12 protein-coding genes are annotated in these 12,071 nt (G+C 40.7%); 5 read left to right on the top strand and 7 right to left on the bottom strand.

Annotation, left to right across the window (positions count from 1 at the left end):
• The first annotated feature begins 1 nt into the window (after nt 1).
• Entirely contained in the window at nt 2-775 is a 774-nt protein-coding gene (locus tag J0K78_RS12025; RefSeq protein ID WP_206947299.1) for a glycosyltransferase family 2 protein, read from the top strand.
• Between the two features lie 40 nt (nt 776-815).
• A complete protein-coding gene (locus tag J0K78_RS12020; RefSeq protein WP_206947298.1) occupies nt 816-1,871 on the top strand; it encodes an acyltransferase family protein in 1,056 nt (351 codons plus the stop codon).
• Between the two features lie 52 nt (nt 1,872-1,923).
• On the opposite strand, the gene J0K78_RS12015 is transcribed toward J0K78_RS12020, so the two are convergent.
• Nucleotides 1,924-2,262: a VanZ family protein gene (locus J0K78_RS12015; protein ID WP_206947297.1), complete on the bottom strand. Its 339-nt coding sequence runs from the start codon at nt 2,260-2,262 to the stop codon at nt 1,924-1,926.
• A 233-nt stretch (nt 2,263-2,495) separates the two neighbouring features.
• On the opposite strand from J0K78_RS12015, the gene J0K78_RS12010 reads away from it, so the two are divergent.
• Nucleotides 2,496-3,437 carry an LCP family glycopolymer transferase gene (locus J0K78_RS12010; RefSeq protein ID WP_206947296.1) on the top strand — a complete coding sequence of 314 codons (942 nt, stop codon included), beginning with the start codon at nt 2,496-2,498 and terminating at the stop codon, nt 3,435-3,437.
• A 214-nt stretch (nt 3,438-3,651) separates the two neighbouring features.
• On the opposite strand, the gene J0K78_RS12005 is transcribed toward J0K78_RS12010, so the two are convergent.
• From J0K78_RS12005 to J0K78_RS11980, 6 genes are all read right to left on the bottom strand, one after another.
• Nucleotides 3,652-4,455: a sugar phosphate isomerase family gene (locus tag J0K78_RS12005; protein WP_206947295.1), complete on the bottom strand. Its 804-nt coding sequence runs from the start codon at nt 4,453-4,455 to the stop codon at nt 3,652-3,654.
• Between the two features lie 13 nt (nt 4,456-4,468).
• On the bottom strand, nt 4,469-5,260 hold the full coding sequence (locus J0K78_RS12000) for an amidohydrolase family protein (RefSeq protein WP_206947294.1): 792 nt from the start codon (nt 5,258-5,260) through the stop codon (nt 4,469-4,471).
• A gap of 12 nt (nt 5,261-5,272) precedes the next feature.
• The gene (locus tag J0K78_RS11995; RefSeq protein ID WP_206947293.1) at nt 5,273-6,262 is read right to left on the bottom strand and encodes a Gfo/Idh/MocA family protein; all 990 of its coding nucleotides are present in this window, start codon (nt 6,260-6,262) and stop codon (nt 5,273-5,275) included.
• A gap of 12 nt (nt 6,263-6,274) precedes the next feature.
• On the bottom strand, nt 6,275-7,087 hold the full coding sequence (locus tag J0K78_RS11990) for a carbohydrate ABC transporter permease (RefSeq protein ID WP_160911320.1): 813 nt from the start codon (nt 7,085-7,087) through the stop codon (nt 6,275-6,277).
• An 18-nt stretch (nt 7,088-7,105) separates the two neighbouring features.
• Entirely contained in the window at nt 7,106-7,975 is an 870-nt protein-coding gene (locus J0K78_RS11985; protein ID WP_206947292.1) for a carbohydrate ABC transporter permease, read from the bottom strand.
• Between the two features lie 81 nt (nt 7,976-8,056).
• Nucleotides 8,057-9,289, bottom strand: a complete 1,233-nt coding sequence (locus J0K78_RS11980; RefSeq protein ID WP_206947443.1) for an ABC transporter substrate-binding protein — start codon at nt 9,287-9,289, stop codon at nt 8,057-8,059.
• 339 nt (nt 9,290-9,628) lie between these two features.
• Here J0K78_RS11980 and J0K78_RS11975 point away from each other — a divergent pair, with 339 nt between their 5' ends.
• Nucleotides 9,629-10,315 (top strand): DUF4867 family protein, encoded by a 687-nt coding sequence (locus tag J0K78_RS11975; RefSeq protein ID WP_206947291.1) that lies wholly within the window; start codon nt 9,629-9,631, stop codon nt 10,313-10,315.
• On the top strand, nt 10,312-12,069 hold the full coding sequence (locus J0K78_RS11970) for a solute:sodium symporter family transporter (protein WP_206947290.1): 1,758 nt from the start codon (nt 10,312-10,314) through the stop codon (nt 12,067-12,069). The genes J0K78_RS11975 and J0K78_RS11970 overlap by 4 nt, the downstream gene beginning before the upstream one ends.
• Nucleotides 12,070-12,071 lie beyond the last annotated feature (2 nt).

Here is a 12,071-nt window from a genome sequence, read left to right as displayed (position 1 = left end):
AATGGATATTAAAAATATGGGGAAAGTCTCCGTCATTACTCCTTCGTATAATTCAGCACATTTTATATTGGAGACGATTGAATCCGTTCAATCTCAAACTTACACGAATTGGGAAATGATTATCGTGGATGATTGCTCTAATGATCATTCAGTAGAACTTATTGAAGCCAAACAATCGGCCGATGAACGTATTAAGTTTATTAAACTAACTAGAAATAGTGGGCCTGCTTATGCTAGGAATCAAGCAATTCTAGCCGCGGAAGGAAGGTATCTTGCTTTTTTAGACAGTGACGATTGTTGGTTACCTGAAAAACTAGAAAAACAAATTTCGTTCATGCATAAAAATGATTATTCTTTTTCTTATACTGCTTATCGGATTATGCGGGAAGAAGGAGAACTTACAGAGATCGTATTCCATATGCCTAGTCAGATTACGTATAAGGATTTACTCAAGAATACAGCAATTGGAACTCTGACAGTGGTCCTGAACCAAGAAAAGATAGGCACAGTGAAAATGCCCCTCTATAGAGACTGTTCTGAAGATTATGGGTTGTGGATGTCTATTCTCTCCCAGGGGATTACTGCTTATGGATTAAATGAAGAGCTAGCTTTATATAGGAAATGTAATGAATCTCTATCGAGCAACAAGTGGAAGTCTGCTCGAAAGACCTGGAATACTTACAGGAAAGTCGGGCGTAGTAATCTTCCTTCAACGATGTGGTATTTTTTGAATTACTCCGTCCGTGCGGTGAAAAAACATACGCGAACTCCTTGAGCCAGGCTCATCAGTAAGTAAGCATAGGAAGGTGAAGATTATGAAACCATCCAATTCCGGTAAAATGGAGATTATCCAAATTTCCAGAGCTCTTGCTATATTATTTGTACTTATCGGACATGCGAACAATAACTTTTATCAGGAAATTGGGTATGATTGGTTTAATGTAGCTCAATGGGAGCGGACAGGGGGCGTGGATTTCTTTTTTATCGTCACAGGATTCATGATTTATTACCTCTATAACAAGCATGCTGGAAACAAGGAAAAAGCTATTCAGTTTCTGATCAAAAGAATTTTGAGGATCTTTCCTTTATATTGGATTTTTACGACATTAGCTTTAATCGTGCCCCTTGGGTTACCTGCGCTGGAAGAAGGTTATAGTCTGGGGGTCACCCTCAAGTCTTTTCTCTTATTGACGAACGAGCCCATTTTAAGTTCAGCATGGTCACTGACACACATCGTATTCTTCTACTTTCTATTCTTTGCTTATATGTATAAACCGGTGATTATGAAACCTTTCATTGGTTTATTGATCGTACTCACTTTTCTTGGAGAAATGAATATATTTTCCTTCCTCCCAAGCTCTATCTTCAGTATCAGTATAGTGGAAATCTTCTGCGGAACACTCGTAGCTTATCTTTCTATTCATTTCACAAATAGATACGCTGGACTTTGTATTGTTCTAGGTCTGTCTGGCTATTTCCTTGTATGGATCCATAATATTTACTCGCTAACTTTTATACCATTAGCTCTAGCGTATGGGTTTTGTTCCATGTTAATTATGTATGGGATAGCAGAAAAGGATAAGACCAAGAAAAATGTCCCCCATTTCTTATCTTATCTAGGGGGAGCATCCTATTCCATTTACATTGCCCACGGACCTTTTATAAAAGGATATTTAATGATATTTGTAAAGTTGAATTTTTTTGACATCATCCACCCTTTCTTCGGATTGATCTTGATCATTCTTTTGGTTACGGCTTCGTGCTGTATGGTTTATAAATTTGTAGAAAAACCTTTGGTGGAAACATTAAGAAGAAAAGTTCTTGGTAAGAAGAAAGTGGTACATCCAGTCCCTCATTTGCTTGCGAAATAAAGAATAGTAGAAGGAAACGATGGGATATCTATTTTTACTTGATGAAGTATAATTAATGTTTTTGATTAATTAAAGTGAAGACATTTTCAATGACATCTTCTGGTTCACCATGAGGATGTTTATTTCTTCTAAAATACTTTAATTTAACAATAAAATAAGTGATCCATACTCCGCACCAATCTTTTATCAGATCATTAATCGTGAATGATCGACCGTCAACGAACAGCTGATGAAATTCATCGGTCAAACCATAGAAAGAGGCAAGAATAGCAGCAAGTAAATTGGTTGTTTTCGAAAAGTGGTTATGAATTTGCAGAGCAAGAACGATGAGAATGTATAACAGGGCGAATTCAATCAGGTGTAAACTTTCCAGGAAGAATCCTAATGTCATAAAATCCATTCCTTAATTGTCTCGATAGAAAGACTTGATTGAATCCAAATAAGAATCATGTAGAGAATGGGCATTAGGGTGATGAGTGCTTTTTTCATAATAAGATCTCCTTCATTGAACTTTTTTAATAGTATGGGGGATGAACTATGATTTTATAATTATAGAATTGTAAGTTTTTCCTTCCCACTATATAATAGAAGGATAAAGTGATAATAAGGTGGAGAGATTTGTAGATGAAACGTACGGATAAGCATAAGAAGAAAAAAACACGATGGTGGAAAGTAACTCTAGTTTTATTGGTAATGTTATTAATCCCAGCAGGAGTATATAGTTACTCCCTTTACAGTGGGGCGAAAAACACGGTGGATTCAAAAATGCACAAAGAAGTCGCATCCATCGATCATGAACTGACAGAGAAAAAGCGTAAGGAAAAGGAACCACTTAACATTTTGCTGATGGGCGTTGATGAAAGAGCCGGAGATTCCGGGCGTTCTGATGCTTTAATGGTATTGTCTGTCGATCCAAACGACAATCGCAGCCAAATTATCAGCATTCCACGTGACACACGGACAGAGATGGTGGGGAATTCCTCTCATTCTGGAAAACAGGATAAGATCAATCATGCTTACGCCTTTGGTGGAGCAGATATGGCTATACAGACTGTAGAAAACTTCCTTGATATTAACCTTGACTATTATGTTCAGGTGAACATGGAAGGTTTGGAAGAAATGGTGGATGCCGTTGGCGGGATCACTATCCAAAACGACATCGAATGGTATGGGAAGGATAACTTCCATTATAAAAAAGGTGAATTGACCATGGATGGGGAAGAAGCTTTAGGCTATGTTCGTATGCGTTATGATGATCCGAAGGGTGACCTTGGGCGTAACGAACGCCAACGTAAAGTCATCCAGGGGATTGTTGATAAAGGGATGAATGTCGGATCCATTAACAAAATTGGTAATGTCATGGACGTTCTTGGTAAGAATGTTTCTACCAATATGGATTTCAATACCATGCAGGACTTGATGAAGAACTATAGTGGGGCGAGAGAAAATCTTTCTACCTATCAGATGACAGGTAGTGGGACTAAAATTAATGGGATTTATTATTTAGAAGTCCCGGACCAAGAGGTGCAGGAAGTTCGGGAAATGATCCTGGATTATAATTCATAAGTTTTAAAAGCTGCTCTTATACGAGCAGCTTTTTTCTTTGCTTAGATTTGGTAATAGAATAATGGCGAAATATATATTACCCGGGAAATTATTGTCTATTTTTCATTAAAGAATGCAATAGAATGAAAGAGGTGGGTTCAATTAGAAAAGACCTTAAGCGTGAGTGGGGAATCCTTCACGCTTAAGGTCTTTAACTCTTAACGGACTTGGCTTGCTAAGACTGGTTGATCACTTTAAGGGCCGTTTCTTTCGTAGCTATAAACTGCAGATCTGCATGGTCTTGAAGTAAGGTGACAGGATATCGGACATCTTCTTTCCCGCAGATGGCTTGATAAAAGGCTTCTTGCTGCCACGTTCCTCCATCACAATAAAGTCGGATTTTCCTTGCATTCATGATATCTTTCATTCCTAAGGTAATCGCCATCGGGGGGAATTCATCAAAACTTCCCCCATTGGTCCGAATACTATTCATCACCTGTGTTTCGGGTGCTAAGGATAGAATTCGGGTTTTGGAGTTTCTGAATTCTTCGATGGTCACTTGTTGGAAACGGGAGATGACGGGTTCATTAAAAGCGACATGCCCATGCACCCCTACTCCTCCCAAGCATAAATCGATGCCGCCAACCTGTTCGATCTTGCTGCTGATATCATCAATATTGTACACATCAGGAAAATGACGCTGATCTTTCGGGGGGCTGAGCGAAGGGTGGAGACTTTCGTGAAATTCGTTCATGAACTTTTTGAAGCTGTATGCGTGATCTTCTTCAATGGGGCGCCCCTGCCAATCCAGGTATTCATCCATGTTGAAAATATGAACGTTCTTCCAAGAAATTTTTTCCTCATTTATCATACGGGCTAGAATAGGGTACGGCCGAACAGGTCCTACGGGCAAAATCAGTCTGGTGGGTAAGTTTCTTTCATTACGCTCCTGAATAAAATCAGCCAAATAACGGGCAAAGTGATGGGCTGATTCTTCTGGACCTTCTGTCAATGTGTAGGAAACGTCTTGATTTATCATCATTGTCCTCCGATTATAAGTTTAGGATAGCTTTCATATTCTCAGAAAAAATACGTTGCTGAGTCGTTTCATCCAGATTAAGCAGCTGAAATAGTTTTTTATGGTCGTAATAAGAAGATTTCAAGTCATCGTAATGGACATCTGAACCAAACACGATTTTTTCAAAGGCTCCCTCCCAATAGAATAGATCCTGAAAGAAAGAAGGAGATTTCCGGTTCCTCCAACCCATCGGTGAACCGGATAGGTCGACATAAGCATTGGGATGAAAGCGAGCCATCATAGCTGCCTCCTCGTGCCATGGCATTCCTAAATGAGCGATAAACATAGTCAAGTTTGGAAAAGATCGTGCCACGCGGTCTAACATCACCGGACGCATACGGGCAGAGGATACATCATCCTGCTGATCCACTTTCGTTTGGAGAATGAAGCCTGTATGGAAAAGGACCGGCATGCCCAGTTCTTCAATCTTTGCATAAATGGGATCATAGCGTGGGTCATCATAATTGTGCAAAGGCCGCGTCGTTTTAATTCCTCTAAAACCCTGGGTATATAACCGTTCGACGTCTTCTACCGTCGACTCCCCTAAACGAATAACCCCAAACCCAATCACGCGGTCAGGATACTCTTCCATCGCTTTCCTGACATCTTCATTTGTAGGTGAAAGGTCTCCAAGCCAGTTATCTGAGGGGAGACCGAGACCGCTTAAGCAGACACGATCAATACCGATCTCATCCATTCGTTTTATTAAATTCTCCATATAATTTGGGACGTTGAGAATATGGTGATGCATATCAATGACGCTCATACTTTTCCTCCTTTAAGAAAGAGTGAAGTCATTTAACAGAACTTCTTTTCCTGACCGAACCGACTCTTCAGCGGCAAAAGCAATCTTATGACTCCAATAGGCTTCCACAAGAACTCCGTCCATTGTTTTTTCTGATTTGATAAGTCGTGCGAATTCTTTCATTTGTTCAACTTCACCCGGATGATCAAAACCTGTCTGGTCAATTCCTCCAAGGTCAAAAAGGGGAGGATTTTCTATATTCCCTGACATAAGCTTTTGCTGGTTAGGGTAGTACGTAAATTGATTGTCTTTTTGAAGGACGCCCACTTCAAGATGGTGTTGCTCACAGGATAGGGAAATCCCTAAATTTCCAAAGGAGCCATCCTCAAATTCCACAATGACCCAGCCGTTTTTTATCATTTCTTCAGGATGGTCCCCTTTGGCGAATACAGAACGAGGAGGGGACTTTATCAGATTGACCATAAGATCAAAGTGGTGGATATTTTTCTCTAAGAATGTACCACCGGACCGGATTCTTTCCAGTCGCCAACTCTCACTCCCGGCACGAAAGGGAGGTCTGAATTCGTGGCACCAAATGGATAGAAGGGTGTTTGTGCTCACCTGTTTTTTAAAGCGAATGAAACCAGGGTCATGTCTTAGTTCTGTTCCAATGATAAAAGTTTTCTCGTACGCCTTTATTTTTTTATATAGGTCTATGAATGAATCATATTTGGCAACCATAGGTTTTTCTGTGAAAATAGCTACTTGGTTTTTCATCGCTGTGCTAATATTTTTTGCGTGGAGGTCGTTAGGTGTAGCAATGACGACAGCATCGATCCTCTTATTCCTATACAGTTCTTCTTCGTTGTGAAAAAAATGCGCCTCAGGGTAGAGGTGTTCAACAAACGCCTTTGATTCTTTATCGACATATCCTACCACTGAAAATTCGTTGGTATGTTTCATGGCTTTAAGTAAGGATTTTGAACGATTCCCAGCACCGATCAATCCAATCGAAATGGTCATCTCCACAGCTCCTTATCCTTTTACTGATCCTGCTGTCATTCCAGCTATGAAGTATCTCTGCAGGAACACATAGGCAATTATCATGGGTGCTGAAGCAATCATGACACCCGTAAACAGCATCGGGAAGTTTGTCATATACTGTCCTTGGAATTCTAATAAAGCCAGAGGCAGAGTTTTATATTCGTCTTTCGTGATGAACAGCAAAGGATATAACAAGTCATTCCAATGCATGACAAAAAGGAATATGGCCGTTGCGGATATCGAAGGCAAAGATAACGGCAGGGCAATTCTACGGTACACCTGCCAATTGTTTGCTCCATCAATGGTACAGGCTTCAAATAATTCTTTCGGAATGGTTTTCATGAATCCGGTCAAAATGAACACCGCAACGGGTAAGGTCACGGATATATTGACGATCATTAACCCACTGAGCGTATTGGTTAAGTCCAACCGGTAAATCAATGAGTAGAGTGGAATCATATTTACTTGGGCTGGGACCATCATTCCTAGGGTGAATAAGCCGAAAAGTAATCCTCCCATCCACTTGTTCATTCTTGTAATGGCATAGGCAATTAAACTGGCAAAGAACAAGGTGAACGTTACGGATACAAGGGTCACGATGACACTGTTCTTGAAATATGTAGCCATCGCTGTTTCATTAAATATTTGTACATAGTTGGAGAAGTTGAATGATTCAGGCAGGCCTATGGGATTCTCATACATTTGCGATGTTGTTTTAAATGTAGAGAAGAAGACGGTCAACATGGGAATGATGATGATGGCTGCGTAAATGAAGAGCAGCACTCTTTTTCCTAATCGATCCATAGATTCTTTCCCTCCTTTTTACGTAGCTCTTGATCTTAAGACTCTCATTTGAACAATTGTGATAATAGCAATGACAATCATGAAAATGACAGATTCAGCTGACGCATATCCAAAGCGGTAGCTCCGAAAAGCCGTATTGTAAATAAGCGTGGCTAAGATTTCTGTCGAGTAGTTCGGGCCGCCCCTGGTCATGGCGAAGATCAAATCGAAGGCCTTAAACGATTGGATCGTTGTATAAGCAACAACAATCGTAGCCGCAGGTGCCACAAGAGGCCAGGTGACTTTCTTGAACGTCTGCCATTTGTTTGCTCCTTCCATTTTGGCCACCTCATATAAATCTTTCGGGATGCCCTGCAGGCCGGCGACGAAAATAATCAGCATCTGCCCCGTATGGAACCAGACTTGAACAGCGGAAATGGAGTAAATAGCGATATCTTCATTTCCTATCCAATTCAATGCAAGGGAATCCAGGTTAATAGCCTGCATGACCGTGTTGATCAGTCCGAGGTTCGGGTCATACATATAGGACCAAATAAAAGCAACGGAAACGGAAGATAAAATGGTCGGAAAGAAGTAAAGCGCTCTTAAGAATACACTGCGTTTCGAGTTCTTCGTTAAAAACAGGGCGAAAACTAAAGAAAACAAGGTTTGAAAGATTACTACAAACAGCATGAATTCTATATTATTCACTAATGATTTACGAAAAATAGCATCAGCCGTGAAGATTTCCATGTAATTGCTGACTCCGACAAAATCGTACTCTGTAGATAATCCATCCCAGTTTGTGAAGGAATAGAAAAGAGCACTTATTGTAGGGTAAATAAAAAAGATCAAATACAGGATCAATCCTGGAACAACAAATAGGTAAATGGATTTTCCAGCTTTCATAAGTGCCTCCTTAGTCATAAATAGAAGAAGAAAGCGTCTGTTTTCATGAACCGCGCTTTCTTCCCCTATAAGGAATCTTGGTTATTTTACAAATTGATCGACCACTTTTTGTGCTTCAGCCGCAGCTTGTTCTGGGTCTGTCCCTCCGATGACGGATTGTATGGAAGCGATGACCGCTTTTTCAATATCTGCACTATTGATTAAGTAGCGAGGTTGGAAGCGTGTGTCTTTATCCATCCAATCGGCCGTGTTTTTCAATACTTCAGACTCATAATTCACATCGTTTACGGTTAGGTGCTGTCCCGTTTCATTTGCATAAGTACTGGCATTCTCAGGCTGGCTTAAAAACTCGATGAATTTCTTCGCTTCGTCTTGTGTGTCAGAGTTCTTATTGACAGCCATCATGAATGTCGTGGTGTGAATCCCTTCATAGACGGCTTCATCTGCAGAAACCGTGATCGGTGCCAGAAGTCCAAGCTTCATGTCTGGATTCTGTTCTTTAATACTAGCCATGGCATACGAACCACTTCCGAGCATCGCTGCTTTTTCTTGAGCCATTAGTGCGATCGCTCCGTCGTGTTTTGTTCCAAGGGAATCATCCTGGAAATACCCTTTGTCGGCTAGTTCCTTGAATTGACTTAGTGTTTTGACCCACCACTCGTCCGTCAATTTTGTTTCTCCATTTTCCAATTGTGTAAAGATATCTTCATCTGTTGCATTATTCATCATCATACTGTTCATTAATTGTCCTGGACCAATGTCTGCACCAGGGAAGGCCATTGGGGCGTACCCATTTTCCTTCAACGTTTCATTCATAGCTAAAAACTCTTCCCAACTCTCAGGGATTTCAATTCCCAACTCCTCGAAGATCCCTTTGTTGTAGACGGGCTGGTTGAACACCAACTGATAAGGAACGGCCCACTGTTTCCCGTCTTTCTGACCAGCTTCAAGTAAACTCTCATTAAAATTGGATAGTAATTCTTCTCCAGATAGATCTGTCATCAATCCTGCTTTATCCATAATTTCGAATTGAGAACCTGGGAAGGATGTGAATACATCCCCGACTTCTCCATCTCGAATGAGTGTCTGAGCTGTGGATTGATATTGTTCGGAAGGATAAATGGTCATATCCACTTTAATTCCTTCATTTTCCTTTTCAAACTTTTCAATGAGCTTATCGAAAACCTCTTTATCTTCCCCACGCCAATGTATGAAACTGATCGTTTTACTTCCATCAGCATTATCAGATTCACCAGAGCTTTCAGATGAACAAGCGCCTAGAACCATTGTCATTAGAATAAAAACAGCAAGCATCACATGCTTAACATTCACTAATTCGTCCCCCTTTTGTTTTACATACTAACGTTGCTACCTTAATTAATAACGTTACAACCTTTAATTCCGCACCTCCTCTACTGATAACGCTTTCATTGTCTAATATTATATGGACAGGCCCTGAATATTTCAACACTTTTTAGAAAATTAAAAATTTTATATCAGGTATAAATATGATTAAATCGCTGTTTCATGCGGTTCCGTGGAAGGTAATTAAAATTTCCTCTTGCCAGATTGAATGCGCTTCCAGTACAATGAATAACAACAAAGATACCTACGTTTTATAAAAGGTAGATATCTTTAATGTGGAGGGATGATATGCTGGACCAATTGCAAAAGATGAATGTTTCTCTAAATATTCGACACGTGGAGGATAGTTCCTTTAAGAATTTCGGACGAATACTTGAAAGGTTTCCTGATGAAGATCTCATTCAATTGACTGAAGATCTTCCGGTTCCAGATGCTGGGAATGTATATGTCCCTTCTGAACCTACTTTGGAGTTAAAAGATGTGAAAAGTACCATTCAAAAAAGGTACTACGGTGGCATGGATATTCAAATCGGCTATTGTAATGGGAACAATTCCAATTTAGGTGGACTGGAATATCATAAGGGCAGCGAAATCAATGTAGCTGCGACTGATATGGTCTTACTTTTAGGGCAATTGAATGATGTGGAGGATAATACTTTTTCTACAGAACATTTGAAAGCGTTTTACATTCCGGAAGGGTATGCGATCGAAATGTTCCAAACGACCCTTCACCTCGCTCCTTGCAAGGTGACCGGAGAAGGATTCAAATGTATCGTCATTTTACCTGAAGGTACCAATACTCCATTAAAGGATGAAGAAAAGGGGGAAGACTCCTTACTTTTTATGAGAAATAAATGGCTGATTGCCCATGAGGATCATCAAAGGTTTGTCTCTCAAGGCGCACATGTCGGAATTAAAGGTCCCAATGTATTTGTACAATATTTGAACGATAAAGAAGGAGGAAGTCAATCATGAGTATTCTATTTACACTCGTCACGTGTATCTTGTTTATGGGATTGGTCGGATGGGTGTCCTATCGTAAGGCGAAAGGACAGGTGAATGATTCCGATGGATATTTCCTTGCTGGTCGAGGATTAACTGGTGGGTTTATTGCTGGTAGTTTGCTGCTGACGAACTTATCTGCAGAACAATTGATTGGTTTGAACGGACAGGCTTATCGGACGAACTTGTCCAACATGGCCTGGGAAGTGACGGCTCCGATTGCTGTCATCATTATGGCATTGATTCTGCTTCCTAAGTACTTAGGTGGTGCCTTTTCTACTCTTCCTGAATTTTTAAGTACACGATTCGATGATGGCGTCAGACGTTACATAGTGGTTCTCTTTATGCTCGGGTATGCGTTTGTTACCATTCCTTCGGTTCTTTACTCTGGTGCACTCGCCGTACTTAAGCTCTTTGATGTCCCTGGTCTTCTAGGTATTTCTTTTGAATCATCGGTTTGGCTGGTCATCTGGGTGATCGGAATTATCGGTGCCATTTATGCGATTTTCGGCGGATTGAAAGCGGTTGCAGTATCTGATACGTTGAATGGAATTGGTTTGCTGTTGATTGGTTTGATGATTCCGGTGATCGGACTTTTTGTATTAGGGGACGGGAACTTCTTTCAAGGATTCAAGACGATGGCTACTGACAATGCAGACAAGTTAAATGCGATTGGTGGAAAAGAAGATTCTGTTCCATTTTCCGCTATATTCACCGGTATGATCTTCATGAACATGTTCTATTGGGGTACGAACCAGTACGTGATTCAGCGTGCCCTGGGAGCAAAGAACCTCGCGGAAGGTCAAAAAGGGGTCTTGTTCTCCGGTTTTTATAAGCTTGTTGTACCTATTCTCATGATGATTCCAGGAGTTATTGCTTTCCATCTATATGGGTCAGGCTTCCAAACGGTTGATTTGGCTTATCCAACCATGGTGACCAATTTGATGCCTACGATCTTCTCTGGATTGTTTTTAGCTGTTCTTCTGGGAGCGGTGTTCTCAAGCTTTAACTCACTTTTGAACTCAGCGGCGACGATGTTTGCTTTAGATGTGTACAAGCCTGGTTTTAAACCCGATGCTTCTGATGAACAGTTGATTCGGGTAAGTAAATATTTCGGTACGATTTTGGCACTCGTTTCATTCTTTATTTCCCCGATGCTCATGAGTGCACCGGATGGCCTTTGGGATATCATTCGTAAGTTTACTGGTTTCTTTAACATCCCAATCATCGCGATTGTGCTCGTAGGAATTGCATCCAAGTTTGTTCCGCCACTGGGCGCGAAGATTGCAGTGATATTTCACGTCATTACGTACTACATGCTTGTATGGGGATTGAACCAGATGTTCGGCATTGAAATTACGATGAACTTCATCCACATTTCTGCCATCCTTTTTGTTATCGAAGTCGGTATTATGTTGGCAATCGGATATATTCGCCCGCTGTCCAAACCTTATTCGTTCAAGCATGCTCCTAAAGTGGACATGGTCCCGTGGAAGTATGCGATTCCGACAGCGATTATTTTGTTAAGTTTGATTGTATTTACTTACATCGTCTTCTCTCCAATCGGGCTTGCATATCCGGACGCGGTGGTTTCTCAATGGTTCTGGATCACTTCTGGTGTGTTGATTGGTTTAACTTCTGTAGCACTGGTCTTTGCTATGAAGAAATGGGAAAAGAAATATGACCGTGTCGTAGAAAAACAAATGAAAAAAGCGGCTAATCTATAATT

Origin of the sequence: Halobacillus sp. GSS1 (assembly GCF_017307035.1) — a bacterium.
Taxonomy (GTDB): domain Bacteria; phylum Bacillota; class Bacilli; order Bacillales; family Halobacillaceae; genus Halobacillus; species Halobacillus litoralis.
The sequence above is the reverse complement of the archived record's forward strand: the minus strand, read 5'-3'. Positions and strand labels throughout refer to the sequence as shown.